Here is a 17099-nt window from a genome sequence, read left to right on the forward strand (position 1 = left end):
TTGGCAGATTTTAGTTTCTTCAGCCGCGTCTTGCACGTTGGATATCACGCATCCGCTGCTTTTCTGCGCGCGCCATCAGATACCAGGCGATAAAACCGACAATGCCTACCACGCCGAGGATAAGGGTCGCCAGCGCGTTAATCTCCGGGTTAACCCCCATACGCACGCTGGAGAAGACCAGCATCGGCAATGTCGTCGCCCCCGGGCCAGAGACAAAACTGGCGATCACCAGATCGTCCAGCGACAGCGTGAAAGCCAGCAGCCATCCAGAGATCACCGCAGGCATGATCATCGGCAGCGTAATCACAAAGAACACTTTTAACGGCGTCGCGCCAAGATCCATCGCCGCCTCTTCAATCGAGCGATCCAGTTCGCGCAGACGCGATGAAATAACCACCGCCACATAGGCCGTACAGAAGGTAACGTGCGCCAGCCAGATTGTCAGCATTCCGCGATCTGCGGGCCAGCCGATAGCATGGGCCAGGGCCACAAACAGCAGCAACAGCGACAGCCCGGTAATCACATCCGGCATAACCAGCGGCGCGGTGATCATAAACGCAAAGCCATTCGCTCCACGAAAACGGCCAAAACGCACCATTACCACGGCGGCAATCGTCCCCAGAATAGCCGCCATTGTCGCGGCGCAAGCGGCAATCGTGAGGCTCAGGCCGACGGCGCTTATCATCGCGCTATCCCGGAACAGCTCGCCATACCAGCGCGTAGACCACCCCGCCCAGACAGTCACCAGCTTCGAGCTGTTAAACGAATAGATGACCAGCATCAGCATCGGCGCATACAGAAAGGTAAACCCGAGCACCAGAATAACAATTCGCCAGGGCGAACGAACCACCGGTAAAGTATTCATCCGAGTTCCCCCTCGCTTTTTTGCTGATGCTTATGGAACCAGATAATCGGTACAATCAGCAGTAATAACATGATGATAGCCACCGCAGAGGCCACCGGCCAGTCGCGGTTGTTGAAGAACTCCTGCCACAGTACGCGACCGATCATAATGCTGTCTGGCCCGCCGAGCAGTTCCGGGATCACAAATTCCCCCACCGCCGGAATAAACACCAGCATCGATCCGGCAATTATGCCCCCTTTCGTTAACGGCACAATGACGCTAAAGAAGGTTTTCAGCGGACGCGCGCCCAGATCCAGCGAGGCCTCCACCAGCGAATAGTCAATGCGCGTCAGCGCGATATAAATCGGCAGCACCATAAACGGCAGATAGGCGTAGACAATACCGATATACACCGCCAGATTGGTGTGCAAAATCGTCAGGGGATGATCGATAACCCCCAGCCACATCAGGAAGTTGTTCAGCACGCCGTTATTTTTCAGAATCCCCATCCAGGCGTAAACGCGGATCAAAAACGAGGTCCAGGACGGCAGGATCACCAGCAACAGCAGAATATTACGCGTTGACGGCCTGCTGTGCGCCACCGCCCAGGCCAGCGGATACCCCAGCAGCAAACAGCAGAGAGTCGAAACGCCCGCCACCTGCAAAGACTGCAAATAGGCGTCAAAATAGAGCGGATCGTCCGTCAGTTGCAGGAAGTTTCCCAGGTTGAGGGTCAGGGATAGCTGCCCGTCGGCCCACGCCATCAGATCGGTATAGGGCGGGATCGCCCGCGCCATCTCCGCCAGGCTGATTTTAAACACGATCAGAAACGGCAGCAGGAAAAGCAGGATCAGCCAAAGGTACGGCACCGCGATGACCAGCTTACGCCCATGCTTCATTTGCATCCGCGCCAGCCACAGCGTCAGGCCGCCGGGCTTTTTATCGCGAGCCGGAGGTTCAAGTGTACTCATTTTCGCTCCTTAAACCGTCAACACCACACAGCTGTCCGCATCCCAACATAAACGCACTTCATCGCCCCAGGTCGGCAATCCTTTGCGATAGCGATGCGCGTTCTGTAACTGAGCGCTCAACATCTGGCCGCTTTTCAACCGCACATGATAAATCGACAAATCGCCGAGGTAGGCGATATGCACCACTTCACCCACGGCAAAGTTGTAGCCGTCTTCTGGCGGCGCGTCGCACAGCATGATTTTTTCCGGGCGCAGCGCGACATACACCGGAACGTTATCGACAACGGACGCATCCGCATCCACCTTCAGAGGATGCACCAGCCCCGGCGAATCAATGACCAACCCATCATCCTGACGTTCCTTCAGCAAGCCTTCAAAGACATTCACAGAACCGATAAATTCCGCGCTGTAGCGGGTGGTCGGATGTTCATAAATCTCTTCCGGTTCGCCAATCTGCACGAATTTCCCACGGTTCATGATCGCAATTCGCCCGGCCATCGTCATCGCCTCTTCCTGATCGTGCGTTACCATCACGCAGGTCGCGCCAACGCGCTCAAGAATATCGACGACTTCCAGCTGCATCCGGTCGCGCAGCTTTTTATCCAGCGCACCCATTGGTTCGTCGAGCAGCAACAGCTTCGGGCGTTTCGCCAGGCTACGCGCCAGCGCCACACGCTGACGCTGGCCGCCGGAAAGCTGATGAGGCTTACGTTTAGCGAACTCCTGCATATGCACCAGCCCCAGCATTTCGTTCACGCGCGCGGTGATTTCCGCCTTCGACAGCTTGTCCTGCTTCAGCCCAAACGCAATGTTCTGCTCCACCGTCATATGGGGGAACAGCGCATAGGACTGAAACATCATATTGATAGGGCGCAGATAAGGCGGGACATGCGCCAGATCGACGCCATCGAGCATGATTTGCCCGGCGGAGGGTTGTTCAAATCCGGCCAGCATACGCAGCAGCGTGGATTTCCCGCAGCCCGATGCGCCAAGCAGCGCAAATATTTCGCCTTTATAGATGGTGAGGCTGACATCATCCACGGCGTGTTGACCATCAAATGATTTTGTCAGGTTGCGGATTTCAAGAAGCGGCGTCAGCGCTTTACGAGTTTTCGCCTGTGGGCGGGGGGTCGCGTCGTTCACGGGGTGCTCTCCGGCATAAACAAAAATCAGTGCAAACGCACCATAAAAGTGCGCATTGCCCGGAAAACCTCACCGGGCAACGTTCTGATACAGCGGCTTATTTACCGCTTTTCACCTTCGTCCAGGCACGCGTACGCACACGGTCGATCTTCGGTTCCTGCACTTTCAGCGTGAACATTTTCGCTCGCACATCCGCTGGCGGATAAATGCCCGGGTTGTCACGCACTTCAGCGCTGACCAGCGCCGTCGCTTCTTTGTTGGCGTTGGCGTAGAACACATGGTCGGAAATGTGGGCGATCACATCCGGGCGCAGCAGGTAGTTGAGGAACTGATAAGCCTCTTCTTTGTTTTTCGCATCAGCAGGCATCGCGAACACATCAAAGAACGCCATCGCCCCCTCTTTCGGAATGGAGAAGGAGATATTCACGCCGTTTTTCGCTTCTTTCGCGCGGTTAGCCGCCTGCCATACGTCCCCTGCCCAGCCAATCGCCACGCAGGTATCGCCGTTCGCCAGATCGTTTATGTATTGAGACGAGTGGAAATAACGAATGTTCGGGCGCAGCTTCAGCAGCAGATCGGTCGCAGGCCCCGTGTAGTCATCCGCTTTGGTACTGTTGGGATCTTTCCCCAGGTAGTTCAGCACGGTCGCGAACACCTCTTCAGGCGCATCAAGGAAGGAGACGCCGCAGCTTTTAAGTTTTTCCAGATTTTCAGGTTTCAGCACCAGATCCCAGCTATCGACCGGCGCGTCAGCCCCCAGCACCGCTTTGACTTTATCGATGTTATAACCGATACCGGTGGTCGCCCACATATACGGCATCGCATATTTGTTGTCAGGATCGTGCTTCGCTACCAGCTTCAACAGCTCTGGATCGAGGTTTTTCCAGCCAGGTAGTTTGCTTTTATCCAGCGGCTGGAATACGCCCGCAGTGAGCTGGCGTTCCAGAAAACTGGCCGACGGGACAACCAGGTCGAAGCCGGTGCTCCCGGCCATGAGTTTCCCTTCCAGTACCTCGTTGGAGTCGAAGACGTCATAGACCACTTTGATACCGGTCTCTTTTTCAAAGTTCGCGACCGTATCCGGGGCGATATAATCAGACCAGTTATAGATATGCAGTGTTTTTTGTTCAGCGGCGAGCGTGCTGGCAGAGACGGCCATCAGAGCACCCGCAACCAGACCCGATAGCCATTTTTTATTTAAGGCGGTCATAATCTCTTTCCTTCTGAAAGTTCGTTAACAAACGAACCAAAAAAGTTGCATTCTAAGATATGCAAGAAACGTGCATATTTTGTCACTCGACACAGTTACAGAAGAGAGGGCTCTCTCCCTGCCGTCATTGCTCGCCATAAATACACAAAATCATTCAGGAGGTTGTCTGAAGGATGACGTGTAAAAGCTTCGCAAGAATAACTTTAGCCAGGGTTCGAGGCTATAGCTCAGATTAAAAAACGCCTTTTATCAATTTTTTATGCAGGTTTTGTCTATGTGATAAAGCGAAACAGGCGGAAAGGAGGTGAATTATTCTTTAAAGAAAGGTTAAAGGCAGAATAAAAAAATGCAAACAGCAGCCGCTCTGGCAGCGACTGCGTTATACGCGTCATTCTTCAGGTTGCATGTGCGCAGATTTCAGTGAAGAAAATGATTTTCAGCGCTACTTTTTTGCGCGTCTTCTTCTGCGCTGAACAGCAGCTGATGCGCTCCGGCTTCCAGAATCACCATAGAAATCTGCTCTTCGCTCTGACGAACAAACCACTCGAACTGTTCATACGTCACGCCCCGCATAACGGATAAAGACTGGCAAACCACCAGTTTTGGCAGATTATCATCCTGCATATCCAGGAACGCTTTCACCGTTAACGAACTGGCGTTAATTGCCGACAGATCGGCAGCCAGCGGCAGCAGCGCAGAGGGTCTTACCTCCGCCATTGCGGAAAACAGCACCGTGTTATCCACCAGGTCGATTTTCGCATCGTAAATGCCGTCAAAATTTTGCATATGGGGCAAATGCAGCGCCTGACAGGTATCACATTCAAAAAAACTCATGCCCAGGTCGTCGAGCCATTGACGCAACGTATCCAGAGTAGGAACGACCAGTGATGTCATAATAATGTGCTACCTCTTACGATAAAAAATTACCGGCACAGCTTACGCAAAAAGACCGCGTCATACCACGATCGGGAACGATATTGCGATTAACCGCCCGTTTTAAGGCAAAATTCGGGGGTGGCGTGACGCTCGATCCACTGGATCATTCGCCCGGCGATATCCACACCCGTCGTTTTTTCTACCCCTTCCAGACCCGGAGAGGCGTTCACTTCCATGACCAGCGGCCCACGCTCCGCGCGCAGAATATCGACGCCAGCGACATCCAGCCCCATCGTCTGCGCCGCTTTTATCGCGATCTCTCGTTCACGCGGCGTGATACTGGCGATACTCGCCATACCGCCGCGATGAAGGTTGGAGCGAAAATCGCCCTCTTTTGCCCGCCGCTCAATGGCCGCCACCACTTCGTCGCCCACGACCAGACAACGGATGTCACGCCCTCTGGCCTCTTTGATGTACTCCTGCACCAGAATGTGCGCGTTGAGGCCACGAAACGCATCAATCACGCTCTCTGCGGCTTGCCGGGTTTCCGCCAGCACCACGCCAATGCCCTGCGTACCTTCCACCAGTTTTACCACCAGCGGCGCGCCGCCGACCATGTCGATCAGATCGCTGGTGTCATCCGGCGAATGCGCAATGCCAGTAACAGGCAAGTCAATTCCCTGCCGGGCCAGTAACTGTAGCGAACGCAGTTTATCGCGCGCGCGGGTAATCGCCACGGATTCGTTCAGCGGATAGCTACCCAGCATTTCGAACTGACGCAGCGCCGCTGTACCGTAAAACGTGATGGCGGAGCCAATACGGGGGATGACGGCATCAAAATGCGGCAACTGGCGGCCTTTATAGTGAATAGAAGAGGCCGCCGGGCTGATGTTCATATAGCAGGAAAGCGGATCGAGTATTTCGACCAGATGGCCGCGCTTCATCGCCGCTTCGCGCAGGCGTTTACAAGAATAGAGCGTTCCGTCCCGGGACAATATGGCAATTTTCACCCTGCACCTCTCTAAAAGACCTGGTAAAAGCCTGCGTATCATACACCGGGTGTTAGCGCGTCGCCCAACCCTGTTTATGCAAATAGTCCAGAATAAACGGGCGATTCTCTTTGATGATGGTACGACGAATATGGTCGCTCCAGGTATCGCGGCGCGTATTGCTGTCGCGGGTCAGGTAATACTCCGCGATCTGCTCATCATATTGCGCCAGCAGCGCGGCATCCACAGGCTGATAGTGATTTTCATGCACCACCAGTTCTGCGGGCAGGCGCGGCTTAACGCCAGGGTTATCCGCAGGCCAGCCGAGGCACAGCCCAAACAGCGGCAGGACATATTTCGGTAATTTCAGCTGTTCCGTAACCGCTTCAATATGATTGCGGATACCGCCGATGTAGACGCCGCCCAGCCCCAGGGATTCGGCAGCGGTCAGCGCATTTTGCCCCATCATCGCCGTATCGACCGTGCCCAGCAGCAGTTGTTCCGCCAGCCCGAGCTGCGCGTCCGGGCAAATCTGTAAGTGACGATTAAAATCAGCGCAGAAAACCCAGAATTCCGCGGCCTGCGCAACGTGCTTTTGCCCGCCCGTCAGGGGCACCAGCGCTTCGCGCATGGCTTTATCGGTAATGCGGATAATGGAACTGCACTGTAAAAAACTGGAGCTTGAGGTTCCCCGCGCGGCAGCAATAATCGACTCACGCTGCGCATCGGAAATCGGCTCATCGGTGAAATGACGAATAGAACGGTGACCACGGATTAAATCAATGGTTGGAGTCATGCGGTTTTTCTCTTGCTGAACGGGAAGAAGAATCGGGTGAGCGCGTCATCAGTTGCGGCGCAATAAGCTGCGCGATCCGCCACATCAGCGCCACCGCAGCGGGAAGCATAAGCAGGATACCGAGAAATATCATCACCGTTACCGCCAGCGGGCTGTTCATCGGCGCGGGTAATGTGAGGTACTGATTGAGCGACAGCAACGCCGCTGCCAGCAAAACCATACCGAGAATTTCCAGAATCAACACGCTTTTGGGTAAAGCGCCAATCGAGCGCATAAGGGCCTCCCGGATAACGGATGCTCAGTGTAACGCGTTCAGGTTTATCGTGTTTAACAGATATAGCCTATAGGTATCAAAGCAACAGGCGCAACCTGCTTTTCAGACGCGTCGTTTAACGGCATCATAGCCGCCATTCGTCACAAGGCTATGAGTTCGAGGAAAAAACAATGTTTACCGTTATTTTTGGTCGCCCAGGGTGCCCGTATTGCGTGCGTGCGAAAGAGTTAGCAGAAAAACTGAGCACTGAGCGCGATGATTTTAACTATCGCTATATTGATATTCATGCTGAAGGCATTACCAAAGCGGATCTGGAAAAAACCGTGGGTAAACCGGTAGAGACCGTACCGCAGATTTTTGTCGATCAGAAACACATCGGCGGTTACACCGATTTTGAGGTTTGGGCAAAAGAGAATCTGAACCTGTTCGCCTGATCGCTGCTTTACGCCCTCTCCCGGAGGGCGTTATCGGTTCTTTTTACGCCGCTGACTAAACAGGCTGCTGATAAATAAAAAGCAAAGCGCGCCGAGCGCACACCAGAACACCGCACTGAACAACCACGCCAGTTCTTGCCATACGGAGCGCGTAGGCATAAAAACAAATCGCATCAGAACCAGACAACATGGTGCGGCCAGCATGGCGCCGATAAGAGGTTTAATGACTTCTCTGCGATGGGAAAAAAAACTGGCCACCGCGCCAGGTAACGTAAAAAACAACAGCCCAATCTCAGGATGCCCGGCAACCCGAAATGCCCCTTTCATATGCATCGTTAATGAAAGGCACACCACAATAAAGAGTACAAAGCAGCAGATTGCACCCGCCCAACCTTGTTTATGTTTCAATCGTTCCTCCTGACACTATCTCTATCGAACACTTTTTTCGCCCGAAGGCGTCCAGTCAGATAAAGTCGTTCGGCATTCCATGCCAAAAACACACCCACACGATTCTTATAGCCGTTGATACGTAATGAGATTAAACTAGCGAATTAAATTGTTGTGCTGCTTTTATTTGAGCGCCGATACGATGCCGACGCCTCATAATTTCTGGCAAAAACATTAGCGTAAATTGTCATTTCTTTCAACAGCTTACTGGTAAACAAGAAGTTAGTCTCCGTGAATATAAACGTCGCAGATTTGTTAAATGGGAATTACATCCTGTTATTATTTGTGGTCCTGGCTCTCGGGCTATGTCTGGGTAAGTTACGCCTGGGTTCAGTCCAACTCGGTAATTCCATTGGCGTTTTAGTGGTCTCCCTATTATTAGGGCAGCAGCACTTTAGTATTAACACCGATGCACTAAATCTGGGCTTTATGCTGTTTATTTTTTGTGTCGGCGTCGAAGCTGGCCCCAACTTTTTTTCTATTTTTTTTCGCGACGGCAAAAATTACCTGATGCTTGCTCTGGTCATGGTCGGTAGCGCGATGCTGATCGCATTAGGGCTGGGTAAGCTCTTTGGCTGGGATATCGGCCTGACCGCCGGTATGCTGGCGGGCTCCATGACCTCGACCCCTGTGCTGGTCGGCGCAGGCGACACGTTACGCCATTCCGGTATGGAGAGTTCGCAGCTCTCGGTCGCGCTGGACAACCTGAGCCTGGGCTACGCGCTGACCTACCTCATCGGCCTGGTCAGCCTGATTGTCGGCGCACGTTACCTGCCGAAACTGCAACATCAGGATCTGCAAACCAGCGCCCAGCAGATTGCCCGCGAGCGCGGCCTGGATACCGATGCCAACCGCAAGGTCTATCTGCCGGTCATCCGCGCTTATCGCGTTGGCCCGGAACTGGTGGCCTGGGCCGACGGGAAAAATCTGCGCGAGCTGGGCATCTATCGTCAGACCGGTTGCTACATTGAGCGCATCCGCCGTAACGGTATTCTGGCAAACCCGGATGGCGACGCGGTATTGCAGATGGGCGATGAGATTGCCCTGGTCGGTTACCCGGATGCACATGCCCGGCTGGACCCCAGCTTCCGTAACGGCAAAGAAGTCTTCGACCGCGACCTGCTCGACATGCGCATCGTGACCGAAGAGATCGTCGTGAAAAACCACAATGCCGTAGGCCGCCGTCTCGCCCAGTTGAAGCTGACCGACCACGGCTGCTTCCTTAACCGCGTGATCCGCAGCCAGATTGAAATGCCGATCGACGACAACGTGGTGCTGAATAAAGGCGACGTCTTGCAGGTGAGCGGCGATGCGCGTCGCGTGAAAACCGTCGCGGACCGTATCGGCTTTATCTCGATTCACAGTCAGGTAACCGATCTGCTGGCCTTCTGCGCCTTCTTTATCATCGGCCTGATGATCGGGATGATCACCTTCCAGTTCAGTAATTTCAGCTTTGGCATCGGCAACGCCGCCGGACTGCTGTTCGCCGGGATCATGCTCGGTTTCCTGCGAGCTAACCACCCCACCTTCGGGTACATCCCGCAGGGCGCGCTGAACATGGTGAAAGAGTTTGGTCTGATGGTCTTTATGGCCGGCGTCGGCCTGAGCGCGGGCAGCGGCATCGGGAACGGGCTTGGCGCGGTCGGCGGGCAAATGTTGATTGCCGGTCTTGTGGTGAGCCTGGTGCCGGTCATTATCTGCTTCCTGTTCGGCGCTTATGTATTACGTATGAACCGCGCCCTGCTCTTCGGCGCCATGATGGGCGCGCGCACCTGTGCTCCGGCGATGGAGATCATCAGCGACACGGCGCGCAGCAACATTCCGGCATTAGGCTATGCGGGAACCTATGCGATAGCCAACGTTCTGTTAACGCTGGCGGGGACACTTATTGTCATCATCTGGCCGGGCTTAGGATAAAACTGAAGTTTGCCTTTAAGTGAAAAATTTTTGCAGGTAAGCAGAACTTTTCTTCAAGGCGTCAGTCATAACTAGTGCCACTGCTTTTCTTTGATGTCCCCAATTTGTGGAGCCCATCAACCCCGCCATTTTGGTTCAAGGTTGATGGGTTTTTTGTTGCCTGAATTTCACGCCTGCCCGGCAATACGCTTCACCATGACCAGAATATCGTCCCGCGTTAAAGGCGCTCTGTCGGTGACGAAATGGAGGGTCATGCCTTCGATAAACGCGTCCAGCGCGCGGGCGGTCACCGGTTCAAACCACTGCTCCAGCGTTTGCTGACTGCGCTGCATCCAGTTCTGCATCACCGTTTTCAGCGCCGGTTTTCGGCTGGCGAAGGCATACAGCTGGTACATCAGCTCCATATTATCTGGCGTGGTCACCAGCGAGCTGTAGATCATGTCGGTAATGGCGTGACAGGCTTCCTGAACGTTCGTGACATCGGCAAAGAATGACTGAAACTGGTGCGACATTGTTTCTGTAAACCGGCTTAACGCCTCGATCAGCAACTCATCGATTCCCGAAAAATAATAGGTCATCGACCCGAGCGGCACCTGCGCTATCGCCGCGATTTTGCGGTGCGTAACGCCGTGAATGCCATGCGTTATTATCGCTTCCTGCGTGGCCTGAACGATTTTGTCTCGCCGCAGGGGATCGTTAGCTCGTCGCACTGCTTTTCCTCTCATCACGTTTGTGTACAAATGTACACAAACTTGCTAGTGTTGTCCTCTGTATTCTCTTTTTTCAGTTTGAATCAATGACCGCCATCTCATCACGTAAAGCCTTAAGACGCCGGACCTGGGCGCTTTTTATGTTCTTCTTCTTGCCAGGGCTGTTGATGGCCTCATGGGCAACCCGCACCCCCGCCATTCGCGATATCCTCTCGGTCTCAACGGCAGAAATGGGGGCGGTGCTGTTTGGGCTTTCCATCGGTTCGATGAGCGGTATTCTGTGCTCCGCCTGGCTGGTAAAGCGATTTGGCACGCGCAACGTCATTCAGACCACCATGTCCTGCGCCGTTGCGGGGATGGTTATCCTCAGCATTGCGCTGTGGTTCGCTTCTCCGCTGGTTTTTGCGCTTGGCTTAGGCGTATTCGGCGCCAGCTTTGGCGCCGCCGAAGTCGCTATCAACGTCGAAGGGGCGGCGGTTGAACGTGAAATGAATAAAACCGTCCTGCCGATGATGCACGGTTTTTACAGCTTCGGTACGCTGGCTGGCGCTGGCGTCGGCATGGCGCTAACCGCCTTTAACGTCCCTGCCAACGCTCATATCCTGCTGGCGGCTCTCGTCGCGATCGTCCCCATTTTTATTGCTATTCGCGCCATTCCCGACGGCACGGGGAAAAACGCCGCCGACGGCGCCCACACAACGGAAAAAGGCGTACCTTTTTATCGCGATGTCCAGCTACTGTTGATCGGCGTGGTGGTACTGGCAATGGCTTTCGCTGAAGGGTCCGCCAACGACTGGCTGCCGCTTCTGATGGTGGATGGTCACGGCTTCAGCCCAACGTCTGGCTCGCTGATTTATGCGGGCTTTACGCTCGGTATGACCGTCGGGCGCTTTACCGGCGGCTGGTTTATCGACCGTTATAGCCGCGTGGCGGTAGTCCGCGCCAGCGCGCTAATGGGGGCGCTCGGTATTGGTCTGATTATCTTCGTCGACAGCGCCTGGGTCGCGGGCGTTTCCGTTATTCTCTGGGGGCTTGGGGCGTCGCTTGGCTTCCCGCTAACGATTTCAGCGGCCAGCGATACCGGCCCGGACGCGCCAACCCGCGTCAGCGTGGTGGCGACAACCGGTTATCTGGCCTTCCTGGTGGGGCCACCGCTGCTGGGCTATCTTGGCGAACATTATGGTTTGCGCAGCGCAATGCTGGTTGTGCTGGCGCTGGTCATCCTGGCCGCTCTTGTCGCAAAGGCTGTCGCCAAACCAACATCAAACACTCAATCTGTTATGGAGAATAGTTAATGGGTATCAAGCTAATTGCGGTAGACATGGACGGCACCTTTTTGAGCGATCAAAAAACCTATAATCGCGACCGGTTTATGGCGCAGTATCGGCTAATGAAGCAGAAAGGCATCCGTTTTGTGGTCGCCAGCGGTAATCAGTATTACCAGTTAATCTCTTTCTTTCCAGAGATCGCCCACGAAATCGCCTTTGTCGCTGAAAACGGCGGCTGGGTGGTCAGCGAGGGCGAAGACGTGTTCAACGGCGAACTGGCGAAAGAGGATTTTGCTGCCGTTGTCGATCATCTGCTGACCCGCGCGGATATTGAAATCATCGCCTGCGGTAAAAACAGCGCCTATACCCTGAAACAGTACAACGATGAACTGAAACAGGTTGCGGCGATGTACTACCATCGCCTTGAGTTCGTGGACAGCTTCGACAACATCAATGACGTGTTCTTTAAATTCGGCCTCAACATTACTGATGACCGTATTCCCCAGGTTCAGACGGCGCTGCATGATGCGATTGGCGATATCATGGTGCCGGTTCACACCGGTTACGGCAGCATCGATTTGATCATTCCCGGCGTACACAAAGCGAACGGCTTGCGTCTGCTGCAACAACGCTGGGGGATTAACAATGATGAGGTCGTGACGTTTGGCGACGGCGGCAATGATATTGAGATGCTGCGTCAGGCCGGCTTCAGTTTTGCGATGGAAAACGCCGGAGCGGCGGTGGCCTCTGCGGCGAAATATCGGGCGGGCTCGAATAACGCGGAAGGCGTGCTGGACGTTATCGACCGCGTGCTGAAAAACGAAGCCCCGTTCAGTGGGTAATGCCTCTTTGAGGCCTGATGGCGCTGCGCCGGAGGGCCTCACCCTTCCCGTGAATCCCCTACCCGTTTGTCTTTCAGGAAGATAACCATCAGCAGCAGCCAGAGAATGCCGTTCGCCAGGTTGAAGAGGCTGAATAAGCCGTTGCCGCCGCTCAGATAAGCATGCTTGCTCACTTCAATACCCACGGTAAAGATCAGCATCTGCAACATCCCCATCGCCGCAGAAACCGTGCCTTTGCTCATATCGCTGGCGAACAGGGTCAGACGCACCAGCCCCGCGTTCGCCACGCCGATGCCAAAGGCGTAGACGCTCAGACCCGCCGTCATCCATAAATATGCATGGGAAGAGACCACCGTCGCGGCTGCGGCGATCAGCAATCCCGCCACAATCGGCCAGCCGCCCATGATAATCAATGCGCGCACCGTTCGCCGGGAGGTCAACCGCGCCAGCACCAGATTCCCGGCAATCAACGCGCCAAAGACAGGAACCTGCAACAAGCCATATTCATAGCTGCTGAGCTGCTCACCGCTGATGATAATAATCGGCGACTGGGCAATCCACGCCAGCAGCGGCAGGCTGACGAACCCCAGCGCCAGCGCGCCGGCAACAAACCGCACGTTTTTCAGCACCAGCTTGTAATCCCGCCCCAGTTCTTTAAGCGACAGCTTCTCGCCGAGGCGGGTCGCGGTCTCCGGCATCGCGCGCTGTAAGCCGACAAAAGCAATCGCCGCCAGTACGGCAAACAGAACAAACATCCCTTCCCACGGCAGAACATGCACCCAGGCGGCGCCCACCAGCGGCCCCAGCAGCGGCGCAATCAGGGCAACGTTAGCCATTAACGCCGTAATTTTGATACACACCGCTTCTTCAAAGGATTCCTGAATGGCGGCGTACCCCACGGCGCCAATAAAGCACAGGCTTACCCCCTGCAAAAAACGCAGCAGGGTGAACTGCTCAATGTTTTGCGCCAGCAGTGTGGCAAGGCAGGTGACGATAAACCAGATCACGCCCGCTAACATCACCGGGCGGCGTCCAATACGATCCGACAGCGGCCCTAACAGCCACTGCAAAAACATCCCACCCGCCAGGTAGGCGGTCATCGAGGTCGGAACCCAGTCGATCCCGGCCTGATACTGTTCCACCACCGCCAGCATCCCCGGCTGGATCATATCGTTGCCGATATACGTAGAAAATTCGTAAAGCACCAGACAGAGAGGGAAAAGCAGTGCCTGACGTCCGAGCCGGACGCCTGTTTGTGAAAGGTTTTGCATGCAATCTCTTCGCAAATAAAAAATCGCGCAAAGTGTAATGAAAGTACGTTACCTGAGATAGCGAATTATGTGATTTAAAAACAAAATGCGCACATTTTTACATAATCATCCTTCGTGACCTTTTGCTTTAAGGTTAATTTAAGTTGCTGGCGCTATCATGGCGAATAAGCTCGCGCCATTGTCTTAAATCTCCTCATTTTACAGATAAATAAGACAATACCGCTTTCCCCCCGTTGCGGCACTTTGTATTCTCGCCCTTACCCGGAGCACGTAGGGTCGTTTCGTTTAATCACTGCACTGAGTCTGGATGTTATGCTGGAAAACCTTAACAACTCGCTGTTTTACTTAATCAATGCCACCCCCGACTCCGCACAGTGGATGATCGCTCTGGCCATTTTCATTGCCAGAGATTTGATTAACATCGTGCCGCTGCTGGCCGTTGTGCTTTGGTTATGGGGGCCGCGCGATCGGGTCTGCGCTCAACGCCAGCTGGTGATTAAAATGGGTATCGCGCTGCTCATCAGCCTGACGATCTCCTGGATAATGGGGCATCTTTTCCCGCACGATCGCCCTTTTGTCGATCGTATCGGCTATAACTTCCTGCATCACGCGCCCGATGACTCCTTCCCGAGCGACCACGGCACCGTTGTCTTTACCTTTGCGCTGGCGTTTTTATTCTGGCACCGCGTCTGGTCTGGCGTACTGCTCATGGCGCTGGCCGTGACGGTTGCCTGGTCACGCGTTTACCTCGGCGTTCACTGGCCGCTGGATATGCTCGGCGGTTTGCTGGTCGGGATGATCGGCTGCCTGAGCACGCAAATGCTGTGGCAAAAATATGGGGTTGCTCTCTACCACGGCCTACAAACGTGCTACCGCGTCTGCTTCGCGCTGCCCATTCGTAAAGGCTGGGTACGTGACTAACCTGGTGAAAAAAGAGTAGTATTAAGCGCTCTGTACTGTGCAGAGTGCTTATTCAACTGTCCAGGGGAATTATGGAAACACGACGCGACGAGCGTATTGGTCAATTGCTGCAAGCGCTAAAACGCAGCGATAAATTACACCTGAAAGAAGCCGCGACTCTGCTGGGCGTATCGGAGATGACCATTCGTCGCGACCTGAATAATAAAAGCGCGCCCGTCGTGTTACTGGGCGGGTATATTGTTCTGGAACCCCGCAGCGCCAGCCATTATTTATTGAGCGATCAAAAATCCCGTCTGGTTGAAGAGAAGCGCCGCGCCGCGCAGCTGGCCGCCGGTCTGGTACAGGCGCATCAGACGATTTTTTTTGACTGCGGCACCACTACGCCGTGGATCATTGAAGCCATTGATAACGAATTGCCTTTCACCGCCGTCTGTTATTCCCTGAATACGTTTCTGGCGCTCCAGGAAAAACCGCTGTGCCGGGCGATTCTGTGCGGCGGGGAATTTCACGCCAGCAACGCCATTTTCAAACCGCTCGATTTTCAGGAAACCCTGAATAATATCTGCCCTGATATCGCCTTTTATTCCGCCGCAGGCGTTCATATCAGCAAAGGGGCAACCTGTTTTAACCTCGAAGAACTGCCGGTGAAACACTGGGCCATGTCGATGGCGCAATACCATGTCCTGGTGGTGGATCACAGTAAATTCGGCAAGGTGCGACCCGCGCGGATGGGCGAATTAACGCGTTTTGATGCGGTAGTGAGCGACTGCCGCCCCGACGATGAGTTTGTCGATTATGCCAAAGCGCAGCGCATTACGTTGATGTATTGATGTAGGGTTTGCCGGATGGCGGCGCTGCCGCGCCTTATCCGGCCTACAAATATGCACGTATCGTAGGCCGGATAAGCGTTAACGCCATCCGGCACCGTCACCGCGATTAAGAGAACCAGCCGCCAAACCACTGGTGGAATTTCATCAGGACGAAGTCCCATATCCGCCCAAAGAAGCCGCCCTCTTCCACGTTTTCCATCACCATCAGCGGACGCTGTTCAATGGACTTTCCGTTGAGCTGGAAGTCGATAGTGCCGACAACCTGGCCTTTCTTCAACGGCGCGGTTAGCTGCGGTTCCGTCAGCGTAAAGCTGGCCTTCAGGTTTTTCAGCTGTCCGCGTGGAATCGTCACGGAACCCGCCTCTCCCGCGCCCAGATTCACCTCGCTCTTATCCCCAAACCAGACGCGCTGAGTCACGAACGTCGCGTCAGGTTTAATGGGTGTCACCGTTTCAAAGAAGCGGAAGCCCCAGGTCAACAATTTCTCTGACTCATTAAAACGGATGCGATCGGTTTTCGTCCCCAGCACGACGGAGATCAAACGCATATCTCCCTGAGTCGCAGAGGCCACCAGATTGTATCCGGCGCCTGCCGTTGTCCCGGTTTTCATGCCATCAACGTTCAGATTAGAACTCCACAGCAGGCGGTTACGGTTCGGCTGGCGAATCTTGTTGAAAGTGAACTCTTTTTCTTTGTGAATGGCGTACTCTTCCGGCACATCATGGATCAGCGCTTTGCCCAGCAGCGCCATATCACGCGCGGTACTAAACTGCCCCGGCGCATCCAGGCCGTGAACCGTCTGGAACGTTGTGTTGGTCAGCCCCAGTTTTTTCGCGTAACCATTCATCAAACCAATGAACGACTCCTGGCTCCCGGCAACATAATCCGCAAGCGCAATACAGGCGTCGTTACCCGACTGAATAATCACACCCTTGTTGAGATCGGATACCGAGACCTGATCTCCGGGTTTAAGGAACATGACCGACGAACCGCGCAGAGCCGGGTTGCCCGTGGCCCAGGCGTCTTTTCCTACCGTCACCATATCCGTGAGCTGAATTTTTCCGGCCTTCAGCGCCTGCCCGACGACGTAACTGGTCATAATTTTGGTCAGGCTGGCGGGGTCCAGTTTCTCGTCGGCGTTGCCTTCCGCCAGCACCTTGCCGCTGGAATAGTCCATTAAAATCCACGCGCGCGCATCAACGCTCGGCGGCGCCGTTGTCTGCTCAGCCGCCTGTAACGTCGGCGCAAAAAGGAATAAGAGTGCTGAACCCGCAGCAAGACTACGAAGGGAAGAAGAGTATTGCGTCATAAATGCCACCCGAGTATCCATTCCAAAAAAACACGCCATACCACCGT

Annotated in this window: 18 protein-coding genes; 6 read left to right on the forward strand and 12 right to left on the reverse strand. The window is 54.4% G+C overall.

What is annotated here, in order from left to right:
• Nucleotides 1-19: 19 nt before the first annotated feature.
• The 8 genes from potI to OGX80_RS10845 form a co-directional block, all read right to left on the reverse strand.
• Entirely contained in the window at nucleotides 20-865 is an 846-nt protein-coding gene (gene potI / locus OGX80_RS10810) for a putrescine ABC transporter permease PotI (RefSeq protein ID WP_012133100.1), read from the reverse strand.
• Nucleotides 862-1815 carry a putrescine ABC transporter permease PotH gene (gene potH, locus OGX80_RS10815; protein WP_012133101.1) on the reverse strand — a complete coding sequence of 318 codons (954 nt, stop codon included), beginning with the start codon at nucleotides 1813-1815 and terminating at the stop codon, nucleotides 862-864. The genes potI and potH overlap by 4 nt, the downstream gene beginning before the upstream one ends.
• Before the next feature lie 9 nt (nucleotides 1816-1824).
• On the reverse strand, nucleotides 1825-2958 hold the full coding sequence (gene potG / locus OGX80_RS10820; protein WP_012133102.1) for a putrescine ABC transporter ATP-binding subunit PotG: 1134 nt from the start codon (nucleotides 2956-2958) through the stop codon (nucleotides 1825-1827).
• Nucleotides 2959-3055: 97 nt separating this feature from the next.
• The gene (potF, locus tag OGX80_RS10825; protein ID WP_012133103.1) at nucleotides 3056-4168 is read right to left on the reverse strand and encodes a spermidine/putrescine ABC transporter substrate-binding protein PotF; all 1113 of its coding nucleotides are present in this window, start codon (nucleotides 4166-4168) and stop codon (nucleotides 3056-3058) included.
• Nucleotides 4169-4585: 417 nt separating this feature from the next.
• On the reverse strand, nucleotides 4586-5062 hold the full coding sequence (locus tag OGX80_RS10830) for a YbjN domain-containing protein (RefSeq protein WP_047457888.1): 477 nt from the start codon (nucleotides 5060-5062) through the stop codon (nucleotides 4586-4588).
• An 89-nt stretch (nucleotides 5063-5151) separates the two neighbouring features.
• Entirely contained in the window at nucleotides 5152-6054 is a 903-nt protein-coding gene (rimK, locus tag OGX80_RS10835) for a 30S ribosomal protein S6--L-glutamate ligase (RefSeq protein ID WP_024130496.1), read from the reverse strand.
• A 52-nt stretch (nucleotides 6055-6106) separates the two neighbouring features.
• Nucleotides 6107-6829: a nitroreductase NfsA gene (gene nfsA, locus OGX80_RS10840; protein WP_071259591.1), complete on the reverse strand. Its 723-nt coding sequence runs from the start codon at nucleotides 6827-6829 to the stop codon at nucleotides 6107-6109.
• Nucleotides 6813-7103 (reverse strand): YbjC family protein, encoded by a 291-nt coding sequence (locus tag OGX80_RS10845; RefSeq protein WP_049009778.1) that lies wholly within the window; start codon nucleotides 7101-7103, stop codon nucleotides 6813-6815. Before OGX80_RS10845 ends, nfsA begins: the two co-directional genes overlap by 17 nt.
• Before the next feature lie 170 nt (nucleotides 7104-7273).
• Between OGX80_RS10845 and OGX80_RS10850 the strand changes: the two genes are divergently transcribed.
• On the forward strand, nucleotides 7274-7537 hold the full coding sequence (locus tag OGX80_RS10850; protein WP_115181796.1) for a GrxA family glutaredoxin: 264 nt from the start codon (nucleotides 7274-7276) through the stop codon (nucleotides 7535-7537).
• A gap of 30 nt (nucleotides 7538-7567) precedes the next feature.
• Here the strand turns inward: OGX80_RS10850 and OGX80_RS10855 are convergent, their stop codons facing one another.
• The gene (locus OGX80_RS10855; RefSeq protein WP_024130498.1) at nucleotides 7568-7945 is read right to left on the reverse strand and encodes an inner membrane protein YbjM; all 378 of its coding nucleotides are present in this window, start codon (nucleotides 7943-7945) and stop codon (nucleotides 7568-7570) included.
• Between the two features lie 270 nt (nucleotides 7946-8215).
• Between OGX80_RS10855 and OGX80_RS10860 the strand changes: the two genes are divergently transcribed.
• Nucleotides 8216-9901 (forward strand): aspartate:alanine antiporter, encoded by a 1686-nt coding sequence (locus OGX80_RS10860; RefSeq protein ID WP_115181797.1) that lies wholly within the window; start codon nucleotides 8216-8218, stop codon nucleotides 9899-9901.
• 167 nt (nucleotides 9902-10068) lie between these two features.
• Here OGX80_RS10860 and OGX80_RS10865 read toward each other — a convergent pair whose 3' ends face one another.
• Nucleotides 10069-10611, reverse strand: a complete 543-nt coding sequence (locus tag OGX80_RS10865; RefSeq protein WP_071259595.1) for a TetR/AcrR family transcriptional regulator — start codon at nucleotides 10609-10611, stop codon at nucleotides 10069-10071.
• A gap of 86 nt (nucleotides 10612-10697) precedes the next feature.
• Here OGX80_RS10865 and OGX80_RS10870 point away from each other — a divergent pair, with 86 nt between their 5' ends.
• Complete coding sequence (locus OGX80_RS10870) at nucleotides 10698-11906, forward strand: MFS transporter (protein ID WP_024130499.1); 1209 nt, start codon at nucleotides 10698-10700, stop codon at nucleotides 11904-11906.
• Nucleotides 11906-12721: a Cof-type HAD-IIB family hydrolase gene (locus OGX80_RS10875; protein ID WP_012133115.1), complete on the forward strand. Its 816-nt coding sequence runs from the start codon at nucleotides 11906-11908 to the stop codon at nucleotides 12719-12721. The genes OGX80_RS10870 and OGX80_RS10875 overlap by 1 nt, the downstream gene beginning before the upstream one ends.
• A 38-nt stretch (nucleotides 12722-12759) precedes the next feature.
• Here the strand turns inward: OGX80_RS10875 and OGX80_RS10880 are convergent, their stop codons facing one another.
• Nucleotides 12760-13992 carry an MFS transporter gene (locus OGX80_RS10880; RefSeq protein WP_058668863.1) on the reverse strand — a complete coding sequence of 411 codons (1233 nt, stop codon included), beginning with the start codon at nucleotides 13990-13992 and terminating at the stop codon, nucleotides 12760-12762.
• A 312-nt stretch (nucleotides 13993-14304) separates the two neighbouring features.
• Between OGX80_RS10880 and ybjG the strand changes: the two genes are divergently transcribed.
• Nucleotides 14305-14913 carry an undecaprenyl-diphosphate phosphatase gene (gene ybjG, locus OGX80_RS10885; protein WP_012133117.1) on the forward strand — a complete coding sequence of 203 codons (609 nt, stop codon included), beginning with the start codon at nucleotides 14305-14307 and terminating at the stop codon, nucleotides 14911-14913.
• A gap of 71 nt (nucleotides 14914-14984) precedes the next feature.
• Nucleotides 14985-15743, forward strand: coding sequence for a DNA-binding transcriptional repressor DeoR (gene deoR, locus OGX80_RS10890; protein ID WP_058668858.1), 759 nt, complete (start codon nucleotides 14985-14987; stop codon nucleotides 15741-15743).
• 106 nt (nucleotides 15744-15849) lie between these two features.
• Here deoR and dacC read toward each other — a convergent pair whose 3' ends face one another.
• The gene (dacC, locus tag OGX80_RS10895; protein ID WP_024130500.1) at nucleotides 15850-17052 is read right to left on the reverse strand and encodes a serine-type D-Ala-D-Ala carboxypeptidase; all 1203 of its coding nucleotides are present in this window, start codon (nucleotides 17050-17052) and stop codon (nucleotides 15850-15852) included.
• Nucleotides 17053-17099: the final 47 nt, after the last annotated feature.

Source organism: Citrobacter sp. CK194 (genome assembly GCF_030333395.1).
Taxonomy (GTDB): domain Bacteria; phylum Pseudomonadota; class Gammaproteobacteria; order Enterobacterales; family Enterobacteriaceae; genus Citrobacter_B; species Citrobacter_B koseri.

Bases quoted from the DNA above. Each gene is read 5' to 3' on its own strand.
- OGX80_RS10845 (WP_049009778.1), bottom strand. From the start codon at position 7,103: ATGCGCTCGATTGGCGCTTTACCCAAAAGCGTGTTGATTCTGGAAATT.
- OGX80_RS10850 (WP_115181796.1), top strand. From the start codon at position 7,274: ATGTTTACCGTTATTTTTGGTCGCCCAGGGTGCCCGTATTGCGTGCGT.
- deoR (WP_058668858.1), top strand. From the start codon at position 14,985: ATGGAAACACGACGCGACGAGCGTATTGGTCAATTGCTGCAAGCGCTA.
- OGX80_RS10870 (WP_024130499.1), top strand. From the start codon at position 10,698: ATGACCGCCATCTCATCACGTAAAGCCTTAAGACGCCGGACCTGGGCG.
- potF (WP_012133103.1), bottom strand. From the start codon at position 4,168: ATGACCGCCTTAAATAAAAAATGGCTATCGGGTCTGGTTGCGGGTGCT.
- OGX80_RS10830 (WP_047457888.1), bottom strand. From the start codon at position 5,062: ATGACATCACTGGTCGTTCCTACTCTGGATACGTTGCGTCAATGGCTC.
- dacC (WP_024130500.1), bottom strand. From the start codon at position 17,052: ATGACGCAATACTCTTCTTCCCTTCGTAGTCTTGCTGCGGGTTCAGCA.
- potI (WP_012133100.1), bottom strand. From the start codon at position 865: ATGAATACTTTACCGGTGGTTCGTTCGCCCTGGCGAATTGTTATTCTG.
- OGX80_RS10880 (WP_058668863.1), bottom strand. From the start codon at position 13,992: ATGCAAAACCTTTCACAAACAGGCGTCCGGCTCGGACGTCAGGCACTG.
- potH (WP_012133101.1), bottom strand. From the start codon at position 1,815: ATGAGTACACTTGAACCTCCGGCTCGCGATAAAAAGCCCGGCGGCCTG.
- OGX80_RS10875 (WP_012133115.1), top strand. From the start codon at position 11,906: ATGGGTATCAAGCTAATTGCGGTAGACATGGACGGCACCTTTTTGAGC.
- nfsA (WP_071259591.1), bottom strand. From the start codon at position 6,829: ATGACTCCAACCATTGATTTAATCCGTGGTCACCGTTCTATTCGTCAT.
- ybjG (WP_012133117.1), top strand. From the start codon at position 14,305: ATGCTGGAAAACCTTAACAACTCGCTGTTTTACTTAATCAATGCCACC.